The organism is Monashia sp. HAY1-2A, from assembly GCF_056755315.1.
Genome location: NZ_JBNDHY010000076.1, coordinates 1 through 21,901 on the forward strand (window position 1 = coordinate 1; position 21,901 = coordinate 21,901).

The 21,901-nt window shown below is 74.5% G+C and carries 19 protein-coding genes; 11 read left to right on the forward strand and 8 right to left on the reverse strand.

Going from position 1 to position 21,901, the window contains the following annotated elements; genetic code table 11:
• Positions 1–2,211, reverse strand: a 2,211-nt coding sequence (locus tag ACPYOM_RS12640) for an ATP-dependent DNA ligase (protein ID WP_481346226.1), incomplete at its 3' end; no start/stop codon positions are given.
• A 185-nt stretch (positions 2,212–2,396) separates the two neighbouring features.
• On the opposite strand from ACPYOM_RS12640, the gene ACPYOM_RS12645 reads away from it, so the two are divergent.
• The 6 genes from ACPYOM_RS12645 to ptsP all read left to right on the forward strand — a co-directional run bounded on the left by ACPYOM_RS12645 (position 2,397) and on the right by ptsP (position 8,883).
• Positions 2,397–2,783: a VOC family protein gene (locus ACPYOM_RS12645; RefSeq protein ID WP_481346227.1), complete on the forward strand. Its 387-nt coding sequence runs from the start codon at positions 2,397–2,399 to the stop codon at positions 2,781–2,783.
• A gap of 270 nt (positions 2,784–3,053) precedes the next feature.
• Positions 3,054–3,815: a DeoR/GlpR family DNA-binding transcription regulator gene (locus ACPYOM_RS12650; protein WP_481343125.1), complete on the forward strand. Its 762-nt coding sequence runs from the start codon at positions 3,054–3,056 to the stop codon at positions 3,813–3,815.
• Complete coding sequence (pfkB, locus tag ACPYOM_RS12655; RefSeq protein WP_481343124.1) at positions 3,812–4,771, forward strand: 1-phosphofructokinase; 960 nt, start codon at positions 3,812–3,814, stop codon at positions 4,769–4,771. The genes ACPYOM_RS12650 and pfkB overlap by 4 nt, the downstream gene beginning before the upstream one ends.
• A gap of 16 nt (positions 4,772–4,787) precedes the next feature.
• The gene (locus ACPYOM_RS12660) at positions 4,788–6,896 is read left to right on the forward strand and encodes a PTS fructose transporter subunit IIABC (RefSeq protein WP_481346228.1); all 2,109 of its coding nucleotides are present in this window, start codon (positions 4,788–4,790) and stop codon (positions 6,894–6,896) included.
• A gap of 29 nt (positions 6,897–6,925) precedes the next feature.
• Positions 6,926–7,192 carry an HPr family phosphocarrier protein gene (locus ACPYOM_RS12665; protein ID WP_481343122.1) on the forward strand — a complete coding sequence of 89 codons (267 nt, stop codon included), beginning with the start codon at positions 6,926–6,928 and terminating at the stop codon, positions 7,190–7,192.
• Positions 7,193–7,200: 8 nt separating this feature from the next.
• On the forward strand, positions 7,201–8,883 hold the full coding sequence (ptsP, locus tag ACPYOM_RS12670) for a phosphoenolpyruvate--protein phosphotransferase (RefSeq protein ID WP_481346229.1): 1,683 nt from the start codon (positions 7,201–7,203) through the stop codon (positions 8,881–8,883).
• Between the two features lie 132 nt (positions 8,884–9,015).
• Here the strand turns inward: ptsP and ACPYOM_RS12675 are convergent, their stop codons facing one another.
• Positions 9,016–9,564 (reverse strand): hypothetical protein, encoded by a 549-nt coding sequence (locus tag ACPYOM_RS12675; protein WP_481346230.1) that lies wholly within the window; start codon positions 9,562–9,564, stop codon positions 9,016–9,018.
• A 242-nt stretch (positions 9,565–9,806) separates the two neighbouring features.
• On the opposite strand from ACPYOM_RS12675, the gene ACPYOM_RS12680 reads away from it, so the two are divergent.
• Complete coding sequence (locus ACPYOM_RS12680) at positions 9,807–10,973, forward strand: baeRF2 domain-containing protein (protein ID WP_481343194.1); 1,167 nt, start codon at positions 9,807–9,809, stop codon at positions 10,971–10,973.
• Positions 10,974–10,998: 25 nt separating this feature from the next.
• Here the strand turns inward: ACPYOM_RS12680 and rocD are convergent, their stop codons facing one another.
• Positions 10,999–12,240, reverse strand: a complete 1,242-nt coding sequence (gene rocD / locus ACPYOM_RS12685; RefSeq protein WP_481346231.1) for an ornithine--oxo-acid transaminase — start codon at positions 12,238–12,240, stop codon at positions 10,999–11,001.
• A 188-nt stretch (positions 12,241–12,428) separates the two neighbouring features.
• Between rocD and ACPYOM_RS12690 the strand changes: the two genes are divergently transcribed.
• Both ACPYOM_RS12690 and ACPYOM_RS12695 read left to right on the forward strand, forming a co-directional pair.
• Positions 12,429–13,865 (forward strand): cyclic 2,3-diphosphoglycerate synthase, encoded by a 1,437-nt coding sequence (locus ACPYOM_RS12690; RefSeq protein WP_481346232.1) that lies wholly within the window; start codon positions 12,429–12,431, stop codon positions 13,863–13,865.
• 13 nt (positions 13,866–13,878) lie between these two features.
• The gene (locus ACPYOM_RS12695) at positions 13,879–14,541 is read left to right on the forward strand and encodes an SRPBCC family protein (RefSeq protein WP_481346233.1); all 663 of its coding nucleotides are present in this window, start codon (positions 13,879–13,881) and stop codon (positions 14,539–14,541) included.
• A gap of 5 nt (positions 14,542–14,546) precedes the next feature.
• Here ACPYOM_RS12695 and ACPYOM_RS12700 read toward each other — a convergent pair whose 3' ends face one another.
• The 3 genes from ACPYOM_RS12700 to ACPYOM_RS12710 all read right to left on the reverse strand — a co-directional run bounded on the left by ACPYOM_RS12700 (position 14,547) and on the right by ACPYOM_RS12710 (position 16,514).
• The gene (locus ACPYOM_RS12700; RefSeq protein ID WP_481346234.1) at positions 14,547–15,335 is read right to left on the reverse strand and encodes a dienelactone hydrolase family protein; all 789 of its coding nucleotides are present in this window, start codon (positions 15,333–15,335) and stop codon (positions 14,547–14,549) included.
• Between the two features lie 54 nt (positions 15,336–15,389).
• Positions 15,390–15,839 (reverse strand): hypothetical protein, encoded by a 450-nt coding sequence (locus ACPYOM_RS12705; protein WP_481346235.1) that lies wholly within the window; start codon positions 15,837–15,839, stop codon positions 15,390–15,392.
• Positions 15,840–15,983: 144 nt separating this feature from the next.
• Complete coding sequence (locus ACPYOM_RS12710; protein WP_481346236.1) at positions 15,984–16,514, reverse strand: DoxX family membrane protein; 531 nt, start codon at positions 16,512–16,514, stop codon at positions 15,984–15,986.
• A gap of 292 nt (positions 16,515–16,806) precedes the next feature.
• Between ACPYOM_RS12710 and ACPYOM_RS12715 the strand changes: the two genes are divergently transcribed.
• Complete coding sequence (locus ACPYOM_RS12715; protein ID WP_481346237.1) at positions 16,807–17,760, forward strand: DUF4097 family beta strand repeat-containing protein; 954 nt, start codon at positions 16,807–16,809, stop codon at positions 17,758–17,760.
• Between the two features lie 90 nt (positions 17,761–17,850).
• On the opposite strand, the gene ACPYOM_RS12720 is transcribed toward ACPYOM_RS12715, so the two are convergent.
• Both ACPYOM_RS12720 and ACPYOM_RS12725 read right to left on the reverse strand, forming a co-directional pair.
• Positions 17,851–18,240, reverse strand: a complete 390-nt coding sequence (locus ACPYOM_RS12720) for an antitoxin (RefSeq protein WP_481346238.1) — start codon at positions 18,238–18,240, stop codon at positions 17,851–17,853.
• A 169-nt stretch (positions 18,241–18,409) separates the two neighbouring features.
• Entirely contained in the window at positions 18,410–19,639 is a 1,230-nt protein-coding gene (locus ACPYOM_RS12725) for a GNAT family N-acetyltransferase (protein WP_481346239.1), read from the reverse strand.
• Positions 19,640–20,202: 563 nt separating this feature from the next.
• On the opposite strand from ACPYOM_RS12725, the gene ACPYOM_RS12730 reads away from it, so the two are divergent.
• The gene (locus ACPYOM_RS12730; RefSeq protein WP_481346240.1) at positions 20,203–21,855 is read left to right on the forward strand and encodes a hypothetical protein; all 1,653 of its coding nucleotides are present in this window, start codon (positions 20,203–20,205) and stop codon (positions 21,853–21,855) included.
• Positions 21,856–21,901 lie beyond the last annotated feature (46 nt).

Genomic DNA, 21,901 nt, shown 5'->3' on the forward strand with positions numbered 1-21,901 from the left:
TCCGTCGTCGGCAGCGTCAGATGTGTATAAGAGACAGGAGAGGACGTCGGCGAGGTCGTAGCTGACGGGCTCCTCGAGCTGGGCGTAGGTGCACGACTCGGGGTCGCGGTCCGGGCGCCACCGGACGAACTGCGCCGTGTGACGGAACCGGTCGCCCTCCATGTGGTCGTAGCGCACCTCGACGACGCGCTCGGGCCGCAGCGGGACGAACGAGAGGTCCTTGCCGTTGTTCCAGCGCGAGTACTCCGAGGACCGCGGGTTGCGCACCCCCTCCTCCGGCTGGGCCCAGTTCCACGGGTGCTCGTCCCACTCCGCGACGAGCGGCTGCAGCTCCTCGAACAGCTCCCTGCGCCGCGCCATGGGGAACGCGCCGATGACGCCCACCGACGCGAGCTGTCCGTCGGGGCCGTAGAGGCCGAGCAGGAGCGAGCCGATCGCGTCGGGACCGCTCTTGTGGACGCGGTAGCCGGCGACGACGCAGTCGGCGGTCCGCTCGTGCTTGATCTTGTACATGAGGCGCTTGTCCGGCTCGTAGTGCACGTCGACCGGCTTGGCGATGACGCCGTCCAGCCCGGCCCCCTCGAACTGGGTGAACCAGCCGCGCGCGACCTCGCGGTCGGCGGTGGCCGGTGTCAGGTGCACCGGCGGCTGGGCGTCGGCCAGGGCCTTCTCGAGGGCGGACCGGCGCTCGCTGAACGGGCGGTCCACGTACGAGACGCCGTCGAGGGAGAGCAGGTCGAACGCGACGAACGAGGCCGGCGTCTCGGCCGCGAGCTTCTTCACGCGCGACGCGGCCGGGTGGATGCGCTGCTGGAGCAGGTCGAAGTCGAGGCGGTCCCCGGACGACGGTGACACGAGGACGATCTCGCCGTCGATGACCGCCTGCTCGGGGAAGTTGGCGAGCACCGCCCCGACGACGTCGGGGAAGTACCGCGTCATCGGTTTCTCGTTGCGCGAGCCGATCTCGACGAGGTCGCCGGACCGGTAGATGATCGAGCGGAAGCCGTCCCACTTCGGCTCGTAGAGCACGTCGCCCTTGACGGCCGAGAAGTCCTTGACCGGCTTGGCGAGCATCGGCGGGACCGGCGGCACGACCGGGCCCCACACGTCGCGCAGCTCGGCGTCGCGCTCGGCCTTGGGCGCCATGTACTCCGCGTCGGACTTGTCCTGCCGGCGTTTGCTCGGCTGGACGCGCGGGGGCTCGCCGGGCATCTTCGGGTAGTCGGGCGGGAAGTTCAGCTCGCCGAGGCCTCGCTCGTGGACGTCCTTGTCCCACAGCGCGATCGCGGCCGCGACATCGCCGACGGCGTCGTCCATGCCGTTCCACGCGTGGCCGCGCGACGCGACGAGCCCGGGCACGGTGCGCAGCGTCAGCTCCTTGGGGTCGACCGACCGCAGCTCGTCCCACGTCACCGGCGTCGACACCGGGGCGCCCGGCAGCGGACGCGGCGAGTACGCCGAGGCGATGGTGCGGTCGCGGCAGGCCTGGTTGAAGTCGACGAAGACGCGCTCGCCGCGCTCCTCCTTCCACCACGAGGTCGTGACGAGGTCGGGCAGCCGGCGCTCGAGCTCGCGGGCGATGCCGATGACGCCGTGGCGCACGTCGAGGAACTCGTGCGTCGGCGCGACCCGCGCGTAGACGTGCACGCCGCGGTTGCCCGACGTCTTGGCCCAGGCCGTCAACCCGATCTCGGCCATGACCTCGCGCAGCGCGAACGCCGCCTCGACGGCGTCGGCGAAGCCGCGCCCCGGCTGCGGGTCGAGGTCGATGCGCAGCTCGTCGGGGTTGTCGATGCTGCCGGTTCGCACCGGCCACGGGTGGAAGGTGATGGTGTTCATCTGGGCGGCCCACACCGCCGTGGCGACCTCGTCGACGACGAGCTGCGGGTGGCGACGGCCGGAGGGGTACGTGCACATGACGGTGCGCACCCAGTCGGGCACGCCCTTCGGCGGGTTCTTCGAGAAGAACTCCTCGCCCTCGATGCCCTCGGGGAAGCGCTGCAGCGTCACCGGCCGGTCGCCGAGGGCGTGCAGCAGCGGGTCGGCCACGGCGACGAGGTACTGCGCCATGTCGAGCTTGGTGACCGGCCTGCCGTCGGCCATCCCCTCCGCAGGCCACAGCACGCGGTCCGGGCTCGACACGCGCACCTCCCGCGCCCCGGACGGGCTGGCCGGGCTGGGCGCGACGACGACGGCGGGCTTGGCGCTCACGGGCCGATCGTAACGACGCGGACCGTCACCGGGGCCCGGCGCGCGGGCAAGCCCGCGGGGGCAGCCGCCACCGCCAAGCCCGCCACCGCCAGGCCCGCCACCGCCAAGCCCGCCACCGCCAAACCCCCACGCGACCGCGCCGAGGAGTTCACTGGGGAGGACCGCCACGACGAGAGGGGACCACCGTGCTCGAGAGCTCCAAGGCCTTCAGCGGCTTCGCCGTGAAGGACCTCGACGCCGCCCGCACCTTCTACGCAGACACGCTCGGCCTGCACGTCACCGAGGAGAACGGCATGCTGACGCTGCACCTCGCGGGTGACCGCCCGGTGCTCGTCTACCCGAAGCCGGACCACACGCCGGCGACGTACACGATCCTCAACTTCCCCGTCGAGGACATCGGGTCCACGGTCGAGGGGCTGGCCTCGCGGGGCGTCACCTTCGAGCACTACGAGGGCACGCCGATGGAGACCGACGCGTCCGGCGTCTTCCGCGGCGGTGGTCCGCCCATCGCCTGGTTCACCGACCCCTCGGGGAACGTGCTCTCGGTCCTCGAGGCGCCCGGCCCGTCCTGACGCGGCTGCGGGTCCGGGTGCCCGTTCCTGCCCGCTTTCGCGTGCTCGGCGTGTGCGCTACGGGCCTCCCTCCCCGAAGAGCCACAAAAACGGGTGCCCGAATCCCTTTACTTGAGCCCTCGTCGGTGGTTCCATGGAACGACCGGCCCCCCACGGCCGGGCCCGGCACCACCACCGAGCATCACCACCGAGCATCACCAGCACGACCAGCACCCGGCACGAGGACGGCACGGCGCGACGAGCGCGCCACCGGCAGGACGAAGGGGTCCGATGTACGCAGCGGAGCGGCAGCAGCGCATCATGAGCGAGGCGCGCCAGGCCGGCCGGGTCGAGGTCAGCGCCCTCGCCGACACCCTGGGGGTCGCCGCCGAGACCATCCGCCGCGACCTGTCCGCCCTCGAGCGCCGCGGCTCGCTGCGCCGGGTCCACGGCGGCGCGATCCCCGTCGAGCGCCTCGAGGTCGAGCCCACCCTCGCCACCCGCTTCGGCCGGCTCGCCGACGTCAAGCGCCGCATCGCCGCCCGCGCCCTCGAGCAGGTGCCCGCCGGCGGCAGCATCGTCCTCGACTCCGGGACGACCACCCAGGCGCTCGCCGAGCTGCTTCCGCCGGACGCCGAGCTGACCGTCGTCACCAACAGCGTCCAGATCGCCGGCGTCCTCTGCGCCCGGCCCGGCATCTCCCTCTACGTCGTCGGCGGCACCGTCCGCGGAGTCACCGGCGCGGCCGTCGGCGTCTGGGCCGTCAACGCCCTGCGCGACGTCGTCGTCGACGTCGCGTTCGTCGGCACGAACGGCCTGTCCGCGGCCCGCGGGTTCACGACCCCGGACCAGTCGGAGGCCGTCGTCAAGCGGGCCATGGTCGCGGCGGGCCGGTCCGCCGTCGTCCTCGCCGACTCGAGCAAGGCCGGGGACGACCACCTGCACCGCTTCGCCGGCCTCGACGAGGTCGACGTCCTCGTCACCGACACCGACCTACCCGACGATGTCGCGGCCGACCTGCGGGCCGCCGGACCCGAGGTGGTGACCGCATGATCGTCACGCTGACCCCCAACCCGAGCGTCGACCGGGCCGTCGTCATCGACGCCCTGCGCCGCGGCGAGGTGCACCGCGCCACGGAGAGCCGGATCGACCCGGGCGGCAAGGGCGTCAACGTCTCCCGCGCCCTCGCCGCCAACGCCGGCCGGACCGTCGCCGTCCTGCCCGCCGGCGGCCCCGAGGGCCACCTGCTCGAGGAGCTGCTCGACGCGTCCGGCGTCTGCCGCCGCAGCGTCCCCGTCGCGGGCACGGTCCGGATGAACATCAGCGTCCTCGAGCCCGACGGCACGACGACCAAGCTCAACGAGCCGGGCCCGACGCTGTCGAGCGCCGAGGTCGACGCACTCGTCGACGCCACCGTGGCCCTCGCCGGCGAGCTCGACGCCGGCTCCGACTGGGTCGTCGGGTGCGGCAGCCTGCCGCCCGGCGCACCGGCCGACCTCTACGCGACGCTCGTGGCCCGGGTCCGCGACCTCGGCGTCCGCGTCGCCGTCGACTCCTCCGGCGCCCCGATGGCCGCAGCCGTCGCGGCCCGCCCGAGCCTCGTCAAGCCCAACCACGAGGAGCTCGCCGAGGTCGTCGGGCACGACCTGCCCACCCTCGGCGACGTCCGCGACGCCGCCCTCGACCTCGTCACGAACGGGATCGAGTGCGTCGCGGTGAGCCTCGGCGGCGACGGCGCGCTGCTCGTCACCGCTGACGCAGCCGTCCACGCCCGCGCGACGATCACCGCCCCGCTGTCGACCGTCGGGGCCGGCGACTGCATGCTCGCCGGCCTCCTCCACGGCCTGTCCACCGGGCAGGGACCCGAGGAGGCCCTCGTCACCGGCGTCCTCTGGGGCGCCGCGGCCGTGACGCTGCCCGGCAGCCGCGTCCCCACGCCCGCCGACCTGCTCGGCATCCCCGTCGACAGCACCGACACCCCTGACTTCACCTGGCGCCTGGCCGGCTGAACCGAAAGGAACCCGCATGTCCCTCATCACCGAAGAGCAGGTCGTCCTCGACCTCACCGGTGCCGACCGTCACGAGGCGACGCGCACGCTCGGCGAGCGCCTCGTCGCGACCGGCCGCTGCACCGACCTCGACCAGTTCCTCGCCGACGTCCGCACCCGCGAGGAGACGATGGCCACCGGTCTGCCCGGCGGCATCGGCATCCCGCACGCCCGCAGCACGGCCATCACCGAGCCCTCGCTCGTCTTCGGCCGCACCTCGGGCATCGACTGGGGTGCCAAGGACGGCCCCGCCCGTCTCGTCTTCCTCATCGCGGCCCCCGAGGGCGGCGGCGACGCCCACATGCAGATGCTGCCCAAGCTCGCCCGGGCGCTCATGAAGCAGGACTTCAAGGACGCCCTCCTCGCCGCGACGACCGAGGCCGAGGTCGTGCGCATCGTCAGCCAGGAGGTCGCCCTCGACGCTCCTGCCGCCTCGGCCGCCCCTGCCGCGACCGGTGCCGCAGCCGGCGCCACGGCCGGCGGGGCAGCTGCCAGCGACGCCACCGGCGCGGCCGCCGGCTCGGTCGCCACGGCCACGCGCGAGCGGCGGACCCTCAACCTCGTCGGCGTCACGTCGTGCCCCACCGGCATCGCGCACACCTACATGGCGGCCGAGGGCCTCGAGAACGCGGCGAAGGCCGCCGGCCACACGATGAAGGTCGAGACGCAGGGCTCGGCCGGCAGCAAGCCGCTGAGCCCGGCCGAGATCGCCGCCGCCGACGCCGTCATCTTCGCCCACGACCTCCCGGTCAAGGACGCCAGGCGCTTCGCCGGCAAGCCGCTCGTCGACGTCGGCGTCAAGAAGGGCATCTCCGACGGCCCCGCCCTCGTGGCACAGGCCGAGCAGCTCGTCGCCGAGTGGGACGCCGACCCGAGCAAGCGCGAGGCGGCTGCCGCCGCTGCCGCCGCGGCCGGCGCGTCGGGCGGGCTCACGACGAAGGTCGACGAGAGCGCGAGCACCGGCACGAGGATCCGCCAGTGGCTCATGACCGGCGTCTCCTACATGATCCCGTTCGTCGCGGCGGGCGGCATCCTCATCGCCCTGTCGTTCATGCTCGCCCAGGTCGCCCTCGGCCAGCAGGGCGCCATCGAGATCGTCAAGTACAACCTCAAGCCGGGCGACCCGCTCAACATCGCGACGACGTTCACCCCCGGCAGCCTCACCTCGTGGGCGGCGCTGCTGTTCGTCATCGGCGGCGCATCCTTCGGCTTCCTCGTGCCGATCCTGTCCGGCTTCATCGCCTTCGCGATCGCCGACCGGCCCGGCCTCGTGCCCGGCATCGTCGGCGGCTCGATCGCGGCCACGATGGGCGCCGGCTTCCTCGGCGGTCTCGTCACCGGCCTGCTCGGTGGCTTCGTGGCCCGCTGGGTCTCCGGCTGGAACGTCGCCAAGGGCGTCCGGGGCGTCATGCCCGTGGTCGTCATCCCGCTGCTGAGCTCCCTCATCACCGTGGGCCTGTTCATCACCGTCCTCGGCCGCCCGATCAAGGGCCTGACGGACGGGCTCAACAGCTGGCTCACCGGCATGAGCGGCGCCAGCGCCGTCGTCCTCGGCCTCATCCTCGGCGCGATGATGGGCTTCGACCTCGGCGGCCCGGTCAACAAGGTGGCCTACGCGTTCGCGACGACCGGTCTGGCCGCGGCGGGGGCCGCGACCGACGCCCCGCAGCTGAAGATCATGGCCGCGGTCATGGCCGCCGGCATGGTGGCCCCCCTGGCCATGGCGCTCGCGACGACGGTCCGCCCGCACCTGTTCTCCGAGCCCGAGCGCGAGAACGGCAAGGCGGCCTGGCTGCTCGGCTTCTCGTTCATCTCCGAGGGTGCCATCCCGTTCGCCGCGGCCGACCCGGTGCGCATCATCGCCTCGTCCGTTGTGGGCTCGGCGATCACCGGGGCGCTCGCGATGCTCTTCGGCGCGACCCTGCGGGCCCCGCACGGAGGCATCTGGGTGCTGCCGCTCATCGGCAACTTCCTCCTGTTCGTCCTCGCCCTCGTCGTCGGCGTCCTCGTCATGGCGGGCATCGTCGTCGTCCTCAAGTCCCGAGAGCACAACCTGGCGCAGGTCGAGGCCAGCGCTACCGTCTGAGAACACCCGACAGCGAAGGAGAGCCGTTCATGGCCAGTCGTACCGTCACCATCGCCTCGTCCGTGGGCCTGCACGCCCGTCCCGCCGCCCTCTTCGTGGAGGCCGCGAGCAACAGCGGCCTCGACGTCGAGATCGCCCGACCGGGCCAGGACCCCGTCGACGCGACGAGCATCCTCGGCGTCATGGCCCTCGGGGCCAAGCACGGCGAGGAGGTCGTGCTCAGCGCGGAGGGCGACGGCGCCGACGCGACCCTCGACCAGCTCGTCGACCTGCTGTCGCAGGACCTCGACGCCTAGGAGGCACCATGGCCGCCGCGACGACGATCCACGGCATCGGCGTCAGCCCCGGCACGGCGTACGGGCCGGTGGTGCAGGTCGCACCACCGGTCCCGCCGCCGACCGACGAGGCTGCCCCGGAGGACCACGAGACCGCCCTGGCCGACGTCAAGGCGGCGTTCGAGGCGGTGGCGGTCTCGCTCGAGGAGCGGGCCGCCCACGCCGACGACACCGCGCAGCAGATCCTCAAGGCCACCGCCCTCATCGCCCGTGACAAGGGCCTGGTCAAGGCGGCCGACAAGCTGCTCGCCGCCGGGCAGGGCCGGGCCACCGCGATCAGCCACGCCGTCGAGGAGTACGCCGCGCAGTTCGAGGCCCTCGGCGGCTACTTCGCCGAGCGCGTCACCGACCTGCGCGACGTCGGGGCGCGCGCCGTCGCCGCCGTGCTCGGCGTGCCCGCGCCGGGCGTCCCCGACCTCACCGAGCCGTGCGTCCTCGTCGCCGAGGACCTCGCGCCCGCCGAGACGGCCACGCTCAACCGGGCCCTCGTCGTCGGCATCATCACCCAGGGCGGCGGGCGCACGAGCCACACTGCGATCCTCGCCGCCCAGATGGGGATCCCGGCCGTCGTCCAGCTGCACGGCGCGATGGACATCGCACCCGGCACGCCCGTCGCGCTCGACGGGGACTCCGGCGAGGTCGCCGTCGACCCCGACCCGACGCTCGTCGAGGAGCAGGCCCGACGCCGGCAGCGGCGGGCCGATGCCCTCGCGCACCTCTCCGGCCCCGGTCGCACCGCCGACGGAGCCGCCGTGGCGCTGCTGGCCAACATCGGCGGCGTCGAGGACGCCGAGGCCGCCGGCCCGCTCGACCTCGAAGGCGTCGGCCTCTTCCGCACCGAGTTCGTCTTCCTCTCGGCCGACAAGGCGCCCACGGTGGAGGAGCAGGCCGACATCTACCGACGCGTCATGGCGCCCTTCGGCGACCGACGCGTCGTCGTGCGGACCCTCGACGCCGGCGCCGACAAGCCGCTGGCCTTCGCCGACCTCGGCCCGGAGGAGAACCCGGCCCTGGGACGCCGCGGCCTGCGCCTGTCGGCCGAGCGCCCCGAGCTGCTCGACGCCCAGCTCGAGGCGCTCGCCATCGCGGCGCGCGACACGGGGGCCGACGTGCGGGTCATGGCCCCCATGGTGGCCACCGTCGAGGAGGCCGCCTGGTTCGCGCGGCGGGTCCGCGAGAACGGGCTGCCCAAGGCCGGGGTCATGATCGAGGTGCCGGGTGCCGCGCTGCGGGCGCGGCACGTGCTCGGGGAGGTCGAGTTCGGCTCGCTCGGCACCAACGACCTCGCCCAGTACACGATGGCCGCCGACCGCATGCAGGGCGAGCTGTCCGACCTGCTCGACCCGTGGCAGCCGGCCGTCCTCGACGTCGTGGCCCTCGCGAGCGAGGGCGCGGCCGCCGCGGGCCGCCCCATCGGCGTCTGCGGCGAGTCCGCCGGTGACCCGCTGCTCGCGCTCGTCCTCGTGGGTCTCGGCGTGTCGTCGCTGTCGATGGCGCCGAGCAAGGTGCCCATCGTGCGGCTCGCGCTCTCGGTGCACACCCTCGCCGAGTGCCAGGGACTGGCGGCGGCCGCCCGCGGCGCCCGAACCGCGTACGAGGCCCTCGAGGTCGTCCGCGACCGCGCCAACGCCGAGCTCACCGACCTCCTCTGACCCGCCGCCCCACGCGCCCACCCCACCCTGGACGCGGTACGAGCGGCCGGATCGAACGGCGAAAACGCCCTCGGACGAGGGTTTCGCCGGTTGGATCCGGCCGCTCGGCCCACCGGGGTGCGCGCGGCTCCGTCAGAAGCGCGCGAGGCAGTCGGTGACGAGCTCGGTCAGGGCGGCGCGGGTCCACGTCGGGGTGAGGCCGGGACACGCGAGGAGGTAGTCGCAGACGCGGGTCGCGTCCCAGCCGTGCGACTCGGCCAGCCCCGTCGCCATGGTGCGCAGGTACGCCTCGACCGGCGGGTTGAGTGGCGCCGCCGCGTGCTCCCACGACGCCGTGAACGTCACCACCGGCACGGCGTCCAGCTCGGCGACGACGTGCAGCGTCTCGTACCGGCCGGGCCCGATCACGGCCGTCCGGCTCTCGCGGAACAGGGTCGCGAGCGGCAGGTCCCGGCCCACCGGCCGGCGCATCTCCTGGCTCGCGACGTCGCTGAGCTGCTGGCCGGTCAGCAGGTACGCCCGGGCCGCGACCCCGCCCGACGCGCCTCCCTCGCCCGACGCGTCCGCCCCACTGGACGCGGGCGCCGCGGCGGACCCGTCCGGGTCGTAGAAGGCGATGCCGCCACCCCACGTCGGCGACTCCCACGCGAAGTACACCCGTCCCGGGAGCACGATCGGCACGTCGCCGAGGGGCTCGGACGCGTCCCGGGCACCGTCGTACGTGCGCGCGGCCCCGTCGGGGCGCCCTCCCGCGAGCTAGTGGGTGAAGCGGGCGCGCGAGAGGTTCGACCCGTACGCCGCGTACCAGACCTGGTCCATCCCCTCCACCATCGCAGACGCCCCCACGGACGCTCACCACGACGTGGAGACGGTCGGGGCCGAATGGGTAGGAGCGCACTGTTGGACGGACACGGAGGTGACTGATGGATCTCGAGATGTTCCACCCCCTCGCCGAGGTGAGCGGGCCGTTCGCGAGCGCCACCCTCGACGTGACGAAGACCGACCCGGCCACCGGCGACGACGTGGAAGCGCGCTGGCGTGACGTGGAGCGGCTGCTGCGCGAGTCGGGGGCACCGGACGGCGTCGTCGACGCGATGCGGGAGCCCGCGCTGGCGCCCACCGGCCGAGGCGGTGAGCACGGCCGCCTGCTCGTCGCCACCGAGGCCGGACCGACGTTGACCGTCGAGCTGCCCCGGCGCCCCGTGCAGGACGCCACGTGGGCCCCGATCCCGTCGCTGCTGCCGGCCGTCCGGGCGCTGTCCGCCAGCCTGCCCCACATCGTCGTCCGGCTCGACCGGACCGGCGCCGACATCGAGGTGCACGGCGGCCGGGGCCTCGATCACCCCGCCGACACCGAGACGATCGAGGTCGAGGGCGGTCACGACGAGCTGCACCAGGTGCCCACCGGCGGGTGGTCGCAGCGGCGCTACCAGTCCCGCGTCGAGGACTCCTGGGAGCACAACGCGGCCGCCGTCGCGGCCCAGCTCGACCGGCTCGTGACGCGGTACCGGCCGCGGGTCGTCGTCCTCATGGGGGACGAGCACGCGGCGGCCTACCTCGAGCAGCACGCTGGCGAGGAGCTGCGTTCCGTGCTCGTGCGCTCCACGACCGGTGGCCGGGCCGCGGGCACGTCGGCCGAGGCCGAGCGCCAGGCCGTCGCGTCGGTCCTCGCCGCGTGCCGGGCCGAGGACGAGGCCGCGCTCGTCGGGCGGTTCGAGGAGCAGACCGGACGCGCCGGGGCCGCCGCGGAGGGACTCGAGCCCGTCGTCGAGGTGCTCCAGCGGGCGCAGGCGGCCACGGTGCTCCTCGTCGACGGGCGCCTCCACGACGCACGCCTCTGGGTCGGCAGGGACCGGCTCCAGGTCGGCAGCTCGAGGGAGGACGCGCTCATGACCGGTGCGTCCGACCCGGTCCAGGTGCCCGCCGACGCCGCCCTCGTGTGGGCCGCGGTGTGCTCGCGGGCCGGCGTGACGCTCCTCGACGCCGGCCAGGTGGACCCGGCCGACGGCGTCGGGGCCGTGCTGCGCTGGTCGGACGAGTCGACGCCACGGGCGCGCTTCCCCAGCATGCCGGGACACGGCGGCCAGTGACCTGACCCCCCAGGTGGGTGCAGGATCAGCGCAGGATGCGGGCGAAGGCGTCGACGAGCAGCTGCACGTCACGCTCCTCGACGACGAGCGGGGGTGCGACGCGGACGGTCGAGCCGTGGGCGTCCTTGACCAGGACGCCCTGCTCGAGCATCCGCTCGCACACCTCGCGCCCCGTCATGAGCGTCGGGTCGACGTCGATGCCGGCCCACAGGCCGCGCACCCGGACGGCGTCGACGCCGTGGCCGACGAGGGGCGTGAGCCCCTCGGCGAGCACCTCGCCGAGCCACGCCGCCCGCTCCTGGTACTCGCCCGTCTCGAGGAGGCCGACGACGGCGTGCCCGACCGCTGCCGCGAGGGGGTTGCCGCCGAACGTCGAGCCGTGGCTGCCGGGCGTGAAGACGCCGAGCACGTCGCGGTCGCCGACGACGGCCGACACCGGCAGGATGCCGCCGCCGAGGGCCTTGCCGAGGACGTAGAGGTCGGGCACGACGCCGTCGAGGTCGCACGCGAAGGTCGACCCGGTCCGCCCGAGGCCGGACTGGATCTCGTCGGCGACGAGGAGGACTCCTCGTTCGCGGGTGAGCCGCCGGACCGTGGCCAGGTACCCCTCGGGCGGGATGACGACGCCGCCCTCGCCCTGCACCGGCTCGAGGAGCACGGCCACCGTGTCGTCGGTCAGGGCCGCCTCGAGCGCGGCCGCGTCGCCGTAGGGGACGACGTCGAACCCGGGCGTGTAGGGGCCGTAGTGGTCGCGGGCGACGGGGTCGTCGCTGAAGCCGACGATCGTCGTCGTGCGTCCGTGGAAGTTGCCGGACATGACGACGATGCGGGCGCGGCCGTCCGGCACGCCCTTGACCTCGTAGCCCCACTTGCGGGCGGCCTTGATCGCGGTCTCGACGGCCTCGGCGCCGGTGTTCATCGGCAGGACGAGCTCCTTGCCGGCGAGCGCGGCGAGGTCGCGCGCGAAGGGACCGAGCCGGTCGCTGTGGAAGGCGCGGCTGGTCAGGGTCAGGCGGTCGAGCTGGTCGCGGACGGCGCCGACGAGCACGGGGTGCAGGTGGCCGAAGTTCAGGGCCGAGTAGCCGGCGAGCGCGTCGAGGTAGCGGCGTCCGTCGACGTCGGTGACCCAGGCGCCCTCGGCGTGCGCGATGACCACGCGGAGCGGGGAGTAGTTGCGGGCCAGCCACTGCTCGGCGAGGGACACGTGCTCGTGCGTCCCGGTCGTCCGGCGGGCGTGGCCCCCACGGTCTGCCGTCGCGGTGCTCACCCCCTGATCGTCGCACCATCGCCGCCGGCCGTCAGGCGGTCGTGGGGTACGCCACGGGTGAGTCTCGTCTCCACGGCCCCACGCGGCGGGGCCCCGGTGCCACCATGGGGGTGGCGGGTCCCGCAGCCAGGACTACCCGCGACAGGGTGTGTCGGTTCCGGCGGTCGACCTCAGCCGTGGAGTTGGCCATGAGCACGACCGGACCCCTCGACCCGACCCCCGCCGCCACCGCAGGCGACGATGCCGCGCGGCCCCGACGCGTCGTCCTGCTCGGGGCCGCCGGACGCGACTTCCACGACTTCAACGTGACGTTCCGCGACGACCCCGCGTACGAGGTCGTCGCGTTCACGGCGACCCAGATCCCCGACATCGACGGGCGCCGCTACCCACCCGAGCTCGCGGGGCCCCTCTACCCGCAGGGGATCCCGATCGTCGACGAGTCGCAGCTGACCGACCTGGTGACCCGCGAGGACGTCGACGTCGTCGCCTTCGCCTACTCCGACGTGTCGCACGAGCGGGTCATGCACCTGGCCTCCGAGGCGATCGCGGCGGGTGCCGACTTCTGGCTGCGCGGCGCCCGCCGGACGATGCTGCGCAGCAGCAAGCCGGTCGTCGCCGTCACCGCGGTGCGCACCGGCGTCGGCAAGAGCCAGACGACCCGCTACCTGAGCCGGCTGCTGCGCGACGCCGGCCGGCGGGTCGTGGCCGTGCGCCACCCGATGCCGTACGGCGACCTCGCCCGCCAGGCGTGCCAGCGGTTCGCGACCCACGACGACCTCGACCGGCACGACTGCACCATCGAGGAGCGCGAGGAGTACGAGCCGCACCTCGACAACGGGTGCGTCGTCTACGCGGGCGTGGACTACGAACGGATCCTGCGCGAGGCCGAGGAGGAGGCCGACGTCATCCTCTGGGACGGCGGCAACAACGACCTGCCCTTCTACGAGCCCGACCTGCACATCGTCCTCGCCGACCCGCTGCGACCCGGCGACGAGACGCGCTACCACCCGGGCGAGGCCAACGTCCGGATGGCCGACGTCGTCGTCGTCAACAAGTGCGACTCCGCCCGCCCGGAAGACGTCGAGGCGGTCGTCGACTCGTGCCGCGGCCTCAACCCGGCCGCGCGGATCGTCTTGGCGGACAGTCCGGTCCGCGTCGACGACGAGGACCTCGTCCGTGGCCACCGGGTCGTCGTCGTCGAGGACGGGCCGACGCTGACGCACGGGTCGATGACGTACGGCGCGGGCGTCGTCGGCGCCCGACGGGCCGGTGCCGCGGCCATCGTCAACCCGACGCCGTACGCCGTCGGCTCGCTCGCCCGCACCTTCGAGCGGTACCCGAACGCGCGCGGCATCCTGCCCGCGATGGGCTACGGGACGGCCCAGGTCCGCGACCTCGAGGCGACGATCGAGGCCGTCGTCGCCGCCGGGATGTGCGACGTCGTCGTCACCGGCACGCCCATCGACCTGACGCGGGTGCTCGCCGTCAGCGTCCCGGTCGTCCGGGCCCGGTACGACCTGCGCGAGCGGACACCGGGTCAGCTCGAGGCCGCCGTCCGCGAGGTGCTGGAGCGCCACGACGAGTCCGGCGGCCACCCGCACGAGCACGACCTCGCGGCGACGTGACGAGGAGGCAGCGATGAACCCGATCAGGTGGGACGTGCATCCGGTGCGCCGGGCGGTGCTGCTCGGCGGCCTCGCGACGGCGGCGGCCTTCTCCGCGTGGACGTTCCGGTGGGCGTACCTGCGGTACGGGTCCACCACCGGCGAGACGCTCGATGCGCTGCCCGGTGACGACCTCATCCCCGACGCGTCGCTCGTCGCCACGCGGGCCGTGACGATCGGCGCGCCGCCGGAGCAGGTGTGGCCGTGGGTCGCCCAGCTCGGTCAGGGCCGGGGCGGCTTCTACAGCTACGACTGGCTGGAGAACCTCGTCGGCTGCCACGTCGCGAGCGCCGACCGCGTCCACGAGGAGTGGCAGCACCCGCACGTGGGCGAGGAGTTCCGGCTGCACCCCGACCTCGCCCTGCGCGTCGCGTCGGTGGACGAGGGCCGGTCGCTCGTCGTCGACGGCCGGGCCCGGCCCGACGCTCCGGCGCCGCCCTACGACTTCACGTGGGCGTTCGTCGTGCGCAAGCACCCCGGTCGCACGACGAGGCTGCTCGTCCGCGAGCGGTACGGCTACACGACGCACGCCTCACGTGCGGTGTGCGAGCCGCTCGCGGCGGGCAGCACCCTCATGACCCGCAAGATGCTCCTCGGCATCAAGGAGCGGGCCGAGGCGGCGGCCCTCGCCGCGTGACGGACCTATCCGGGCTGGCCGGTGGGCAGCTGCTCGCGGAGGAACTCGAGCGTGCGCGCCCAGGCCTCACCCGACGCGCCCGCGTGGAACCACGGCATGTCGTCGTTGTCGAAGGCGTGGTCGGCCCCCGCGTAGGTGACGACGACGGTCTGCGGCTCCTTCGCCAGGGAGGCCTCGATGCGTTGCACCGTGTCGGTGTCGATGAACGAGTCGGCCAGGCCGAAGTGGTGCAGGCTCGGCGCCGACACCGCGACGGTGTCGTGCAGCCCGGGCAGCGCCGAGCCGTAGTAGCTGACGAGGGCATCGAGCGGCGTCGCCCCCTCGGCCTCGAGCCCGGCCGCGACGGCGTAGCCCAACCCGCCGCCGAAGCAGAACCCGACGACCCCGACACCGGCCGTCACGTCCTCGCGGTCCCGGAGCCACTCCACGGCGGCGGACGCGTCGAGGACCGCCCGGTCCCAGTCGAGCCGCCGCACGAGGGCCATGCCCTGCTGGAGGGCGTCCTCCCCCTCGACCGGGTCCGTCACGCCGAGCCGCCAGAACATCTCGGGAGCGGCCACGACGTACCCGAGGCGCGCCAGGGCGGCCGCGCGACGCCGGATGTACGGGCTGACGCCGAAGATCTCCTGGAGCACGACGATGCCCGGTCCCTGCCCGCCGGGCGGCAGCCAGAGCCGGGTCGGCAGGTCGCCGGTCCCGGTCGGCACCGCCACGTCGATGGCGTCTGAGGCGTCGGTCGCGTCGGTGGTGTGGGCGGCGGGCGCGTCGGTCTCGTTACGGGCGGTGTCGGGCATGCTCGCCATCCTCACCCATGCCGGGGCGCCGATGGGGCGAAGCCGACGGCCGGCTCAGCGTCGGCGGGCCGCCTGCAGCTCGAGCAGCCGGGACTCGTACCGGCGGACGCGCTCGGCGAGCCGGTCGTTCTCCCGCTCGTGCCGGCGCAGGGCCGCGACGAGCCCGCTGACGGCGAGGACGAGGACGGTCCCGGTACCGAGGAGCGTCACGACGCCCGTGGTCCCCGCGGCGCGCCCGGTCGAGAGCAGCACGAGCATCACGGCGAACGCCGCCGCCACGAGAAGGGCCAGGGCCCCGGCGCGACGCGTCGCGCGGCGTCCGGACGCGGCGAGCTCGGCGAGGGCGAAGGCCCGCTCCTCGCGGGCCGCCGCGCGGCCGAGGTACGTCGCGGCCGGGAAGCGGTGGGTGCGCGCCCCTGCGTCGGGCCGGCGTGTGATCGGCCGGTGGTCGCACGGGCTGTCGGCGGCGTGGGTTCCGGTGTGGTGCAGGGGAATGGCGGTCATGGTCCGGTCCTGGGTCTGACGGGTCGCCGCGGTCTGCAGGCAGGTTGTCGCCGGCGACGGGGTGGTGGTGGCGTGCTGTGCACGTGGTGCTCCCGCCGCGGCCGGTGTGGTGGCCGGCCGCGGCGGGAGGTCGGGGGTCGCCGGTCAGCCGCGGGGCGTGAGCCGGGCGCCGAGCGCGTAGGCGCAGACGACGAGCGCCGCGGCCGCGAGGACGATGTCCTTGAGGACGTACTGCCCCATGAGCGTCGGGCCGTGCGGGAACAGGTCGGCCGTGAAGAGCGCGAGCGGCGACATGATGCCGATGAGCGCGCCGCCGAGGACGACGATGCCGACGCGGAGGAACCGCCCGCTGACCAGCGTCAGGCCGATGACCGTCTCGGTCACGGCGGTGAGCAGGACGGCCGCATGCCCCGAGACGAGGCCGAGCGTGAGCCGGTCGACGGTGGCCGAGGCGATGGCCTCCGCAGGGCTGAGCCCCGGGAAGAACTTGAGGACGCCGAAGCCGAGGAAGACCAGGCCGAGGCTGACGCGGAGGATGGTCAGGCTGAACCGGACGAGGAACGCCTGGAGGCGGTCGACGCCGGCGGTGGCCAGGCCGTTGAGGGTGCCCACGACGCCGGAGGCGGAGGGGCGGAGGGTGCTGCGACCGGGTCGGTCGACGGCGATCTGCGACATGGTGGTGTCTCCTGTGAGGTCGTTGCTGTCGGGACCTCAGAAGCCCGACCACCCGGCGGAGATACGCGCGGGCCGTCGTTTGAGTCGCGGTACCCATCCCGTACCGGGACGTTCGCCGTCAATTCGGACATGATCGCGGGCCGCTGTGAGTTCGCTTGACGCACAAGCGCGCTCGTGACGCGCTCGTGAGGGCCTGGAGTCCTCGCGGGGAGATCCTCCTCCCGGCCTCGACCCGCCGGAGGGTGCGAAACGTCATGGTCGCCGGGAGGTCCCGGCCCGTACCGTGAGTCGGGTGACCTCCGACGAGCCGGTCCGCGGCTACGGCCAGCACCCACCCCCTCCCACCGGTCCACCCGTGCCCGACGACCGGGTCCCTGGCGACCCGCCTCGCGGCGAGGTGTACGGCGACGCGTGGCTGCGCCCGACGCGCGAGGTCCGGACGGACGCCGAGCTCCCGCCGACGCCTCCGCCTGCCGCGCCGGGTCGCCGCCGGCGGTCGGCCAGGCGGCCCTGGTTCCTCGCCGGTGTCGGCGCGGCGCTGGTGCTCGCCTCCGCCGGCGCGTTCTCCTCCGGAGCGCGCGGCGGCGACGCCCGCGTCAGCTCGGTGACCTACCCGGTGACGGCCCGCACCGTGACGATCCGCGGCGGAGCGGATGACATCGAGGTCCACGCCGGTCCGCGGGGTGGCACCCTGTCGGTCCGGACGGAGGCGCGCTGCTGGGGTGACGCGTCCCACGCGGCACCGTCGTGGTCGGGGAACACCCTTGCCCTCGACGGCGGGTGCGGCGGGTTCCCCGGCTGGGGCAGCGTCGACCACGTCGTCGAGGTTCCCGACGGCACCGCCGTGGTCATCGACAACGGCTCCGGCGACCTGACGCTGACCGGCGGGCTCGGCGCCACGACGGCCAGGTCCGGTTCGGGCGACATCGAGGTGCGCGACGTGCCGGGTGCCCTCGACGTCGAGACCGGCTCCGGGGACATCGACGCCACGGGGCTCGGGCAGGCGGCGGTCACCGCACGGTCCGGCAGCGGCGACGTCGACCTCGAGCTCTCCTCCGCCGCCGACACCGTCGAGGTGCGCACCGGGTCCGGTGACGCCTCGGTGCGCCTGCCGCCGGGTGCCTACGCCGTCTCCACCGAGACCGGCTCAGGCGACGAGGAGGTCGAGGTCACCCAGTCGTCGGCGAGCCGGGACCACCTCACCGTCCGGACCGGCTCCGGCGACATCGACGTCCGCTACCGCTGACCCCCCGCCAACCCCGGCCCAGCGAGGGTCGAGCCGGCAGGCGCAGGGCGGGAACGTCGGCTGTCGAGCCGGCTCGGGTCGGCGGGTCGGTCAGGAGGGGGAGCCCTCGGGCGTGTCGTCGTCGAAGGCGGAGTGCCTGTCGTCGGGGACGCTCGAGCCCGTCGTCGAGCCCGCCGAGCCCGTGGACCCGCGGGCGGCGGTCTGCGAGCCGCTCTTCTCGACGAGCTTGTCGATGCCCTTGTCGACGCCGGCGCGCACCTTGCTCACGGTGTCGGTGTGCTTGCCGTTCGTCCGCTCCGAGATGGTGCCCTCGACCTTGTCGAGCGCGCCGTCGACCTTCTCGCGGTTCTCCTTCGCGTAGCGGGCGGCGATCGAGACGGCCGTCTTGACCATCTCGGCCACGGCGTCACCGAAGTCCTTCGCCTTGGCCTGGAGGTGGACCTCGTCGGCCTTGTTCTTCATCTGGTCACCGAACGACACGGTGCCTCCTCGGGGTGCTCGGTCGTCCCGGACCGGTCGCCGGGCTCGCTGCTGCCAGCGTCCATCCGACGTGCCGGTCCCCGCAACCGGGGTCGGCCCGGAGCCGACCCTGAGTCGACCCCGACACCGACCTCACAGCCCGATCGGCAGCCCGACCGGAGCGCTCACGTCAGCCGGCGGCAGGGGACCCGGCGCCCGGCCCCTCGAGCCACGCGTCACGGAACAGCTCCCAGTGCAGCCCGTCACCCAGCGACCCGTCGGGCAGCTCGTCGACGGCGTGCTCACGACCCCACGACGTGAACCCGGTGGCCCGCAGGACGGCGTTGCTCGCGTCGTTGTCGGCCGCGGTCTCGGCGACGAGCCGGCGCAGGCCGAGGCCGCCCTCCTCGCGCGCGGTGAACGCGTGCCTCGTGGCGAGCCGGGCGGCGGTCTTGGCCACGCCCCGCCCTCGCGCGCTCGGGAAGAGCTGGTACCCGAGCTCGGCGGCGTCCCCGGTCATCGGCCCCGACCGCGAGAACACGGTGACGCTGCCGAGAGCGCGGTCGCTTGCGGCGTCGGCGACGCACCAGTCGAGGGCCGTGCCCTCGGCCATGCGCTCCTGGCGGACGAGGAGCCAGCCCGGGAAGGTGTCGCGGGCCAGGACCGAGCGCGTCGGCATCCAGTGCGCCGGGTCGGTGTCGCGGGCCTCGATGGCCTCCGCGTCCGCGAGCCGCCACGGCCGCAGCCGCAGACCGGCCTCCGGCGCCTCGAGGACCGGGGGTTCGAGCCACGGTGCGACGGGCACGGTGGGCTCGCCCGCGGCGATGCTGGCCGTCCACGTGTCGAGGGCGTCCACCCCGCCGGACGGGTCCGGGTGGCTGCCGGGAACCGTGCCGTGCTGCGTGAAACCGGTGGCCCAGGCGACGCGTCGCGAGGCCCAGTTGCCGCGGACCGCGCGCCAGTGGACGCGGGTCAGCGGCCGCCCCCACGCGCCCTCGCCGAACGCGTGCTCGAGGACGAGGCGCACCGCGCGGGCCATGATGCCGTTGCCGCGGGCGTCGGGGTGCAGCCCGAAGCCGAGCTCGCCGACCGTCGGCGGCACCGTCGGGCGCAGGTCGATGGTGCCCCCGAACCGCGTGCGCCCCTCGGGGTCGACCCACTCGATGGCCCACGAACGCGTGCCGTCGGGTGTGCTCCAGGCGGCTCGGTTGCCCTCGATGAAGGCCAGCGCGTCGTCGCGGCCGTACGGGCGGGGGACCGTGGTCCACCTCAGGCTGTCGGGGTCGCTCGACTGCTCGACGACGGCGTCGGTGTCCGCCTCGGTGTGCCCGCGCAGGGTCACGACGCCGTCGCTGAGGATCGACGCAGACGCAGACGCAGACGCGGGTACGGGACTGGACTGGGGCTGCACGGTGGTCACGAGGGCCACCCTGCCAGCCGGGCGCGACACCCGGCCACGGAGTTACCGACCGACGCCACCGACCGACGCCGCCGACCGACGCCTACACGGGAAGACCGGGAGCCGGACGTGCCGGCTCCCGGTCCGAAAGGCCCGCTTCCCCTCCACAGGCTGCGTACCGGGCTCTACCGTACCCAAGGAGGGGGTCCGCCGAACGCGCGTTGCGCGGGCCGGCGCCCGACGCAACTCGGGGGAGTTCGGGCACGTCGGGGCGCGGCTGCGCGCCCGCCGGGACGAGGGTTCGAGACGGGAGCTGCCATGCAGGGGGAGTCGCAGTGGGAGTCGGGGTGCGGCGTCGCCGCCGTACGCAGGAGACGGTCGCTCCCGTCGTCGGAGCGGCCGGGAGCCGACCCCTGGCCACGGCTCCCGGCACTCCCTCCCCGGTGTTGCAGGTGCCGCAGATGCTGCACCCCCCGTGCCGGTCACCCTACGAAGGCCCCCAGCCCGTCCAGCCCGCCGTTGCGCGGCCTTCGGTGCGCCGCAACGGCGCGTCTCGCGACGTGGACCGGGGGTAGGGGGCGGCGGTGGAGCTGATCGACGAGATCCAGTGGGTGCTCCGCAACGCCAGACTCCACGCGTCGGACCCTGCACTGCGCACGGCGGCCGGCTTCGCCCACGGCGACGGTGTCGCCGCGCCGGTGCACCGCGCGCAGGTCGGCCGGTGGGAGCGGGGCCGCGTCGTCGTCACGCGCCCCCTCGTCCGTCGCTACGAGGAGGTCCTCGGCCTCGACGAGGGCACGCTCCTGACCGCCGTCGACCTGTTCGGCCGGGCGCGAAACCCGGTCCGCTCGGTGGCGGTGCTGTCGACCCCCGGTGAGCCCGACCGCGACCTCGCCCTCACGCTTCTCGAACGCGCCCTGTCCGACGAGCGCATGACGGGTCTGGACTGGGACCTGCTCACCGACGCGCTCGGCCGGATCGGCCGGCCGCTCGTGCGCGCCGGCGACTGGGAGGCCCTGCTGCGCCGGCTCCTCGAGGAGACCAGCCTCGCCCTCGGTCTCGGGTACGCCGAGCGGTCGGAGGCGCTCGCCCGCCTCGTCGGTCACGCCCGCAGCGGCCCGGTCGTCGCGGCCATGGCAGCCGAGGTGACGGCCCGGCCGGACGCGCAGTTCTACAACGACCCGCTCGGCATGCTGCACCACACCGACCACCCCGAGGCGGTGTCGGTGGTCCTCGACCAGCTCCGCGAGCCGACCAACCCGAGCGTCCTGCGCGCCTGCCTCATCGTGCTGACGACGCTCGTCCGGGGCCGCCGCCTGCACCCCGACGTCCGGCTGGAGGCCGCGCGCCTCGCGGTGCGCCACCTGCGCGACGGCGACCTGCCCTACCGGGTCCAGCGCGGCGCGGCCAACCTCGTGCGGGCCCTCGGCATCGGCGGGCCCCGGCTGGCGACGGTCCTCACCGCCGAGGACCGCCGGGTCGCGGCCTCGATCATCCGCGACGGCCGGGCCATCAGCGCCGAGGCCGTGCGGATCGCCAACAAGCAGATCCGGGCCGAGCTGGAGGAGCAGGGCGGACGCGAGTCGATGGACGAGCCGGTGCTCGACCGGCTGCTCGAGACCGCCCTGGGGTCCACGGACGAGGGGGAGCGCGGCTCGGCCCTCGGCATCCTCATGATCTCGCCGCAGGCCCGGGCCGTCGGACGGGTGCTGGCACGGGCGCTCGCGGGCGCTCTCGAGGACGGCGACCTCGTGGCGGTGCACGAGAGCCTGACGATCCTGTCGTGGGTGGGGCAGCCGGAGGACCTCGACCTGTACGAGCGGCTGGCGACAGGCGGGACGGGCCGCGGCGACGTCGCCACCGACACCCCGGTCCCGAGCGACGTCGCCGCGACGGCCGGGTTCGTCGTCGGCAACACCGTGGAGCCGCCTTCGCCGCAGCGGGAGGCGCGCGAGCGGTCCCTCGCCCTCCGCGCCGCAGAGCTCGTCGCCACCGGCTCGGGCCACGACGACAGCGACCACCTGCGCAGCCTCGTCTACGCCCTGGGGATGCGCGGGCGTCTCGACCTGCTCACCGCGCTCTCCGACGCGCTGCCCGCCCACGTCGTGGCCCCCCTGGAGGAGGCCGCGGCGTCGGGCGTGCCGGTGACGGCGACGCGTCCGGGCACCGACGCCGTGGCGCGCGGCATCCTCGACTACTGGCTCGCGCTGCCGGGGCACCTGCGCCCCGAGGGGTGACGCGCGACCCACCCCCGCTCGCGAGCGGGGGTGGGTCGCGTGGTGG

What these genes read in the sequence shown, in the direction of transcription:
- ptsP (WP_481346229.1), top strand. Translation starts at nt 7,201, where the DNA reads ATGGCCGCCGCGACGACGATCCACGGCATCGGCGTCAGCCCCGGCACG.
- ACPYOM_RS12680 (WP_481343194.1), top strand. Translation starts at nt 9,807, where the DNA reads ATGGATCTCGAGATGTTCCACCCCCTCGCCGAGGTGAGCGGGCCGTTC.
- ACPYOM_RS12695 (WP_481346233.1), top strand. Translation starts at nt 13,879, where the DNA reads ATGAACCCGATCAGGTGGGACGTGCATCCGGTGCGCCGGGCGGTGCTG.
- ACPYOM_RS12700 (WP_481346234.1), bottom strand. Translation starts at nt 15,335, where the DNA reads ATGCCCGACACCGCCCGTAACGAGACCGACGCGCCCGCCGCCCACACC.
- ACPYOM_RS12650 (WP_481343125.1), top strand. Translation starts at nt 3,054, where the DNA reads ATGTACGCAGCGGAGCGGCAGCAGCGCATCATGAGCGAGGCGCGCCAG.
- ACPYOM_RS12710 (WP_481346236.1), bottom strand. Translation starts at nt 16,514, where the DNA reads ATGTCGCAGATCGCCGTCGACCGACCCGGTCGCAGCACCCTCCGCCCC.
- ACPYOM_RS12705 (WP_481346235.1), bottom strand. Translation starts at nt 15,839, where the DNA reads ATGACCGCCATTCCCCTGCACCACACCGGAACCCACGCCGCCGACAGC.
- pfkB (WP_481343124.1), top strand. Translation starts at nt 3,812, where the DNA reads ATGATCGTCACGCTGACCCCCAACCCGAGCGTCGACCGGGCCGTCGTC.
- ACPYOM_RS12660 (WP_481346228.1), top strand. Translation starts at nt 4,788, where the DNA reads ATGTCCCTCATCACCGAAGAGCAGGTCGTCCTCGACCTCACCGGTGCC.
- ACPYOM_RS12665 (WP_481343122.1), top strand. Translation starts at nt 6,926, where the DNA reads ATGGCCAGTCGTACCGTCACCATCGCCTCGTCCGTGGGCCTGCACGCC.
- ACPYOM_RS12690 (WP_481346232.1), top strand. Translation starts at nt 12,429, where the DNA reads ATGAGCACGACCGGACCCCTCGACCCGACCCCCGCCGCCACCGCAGGC.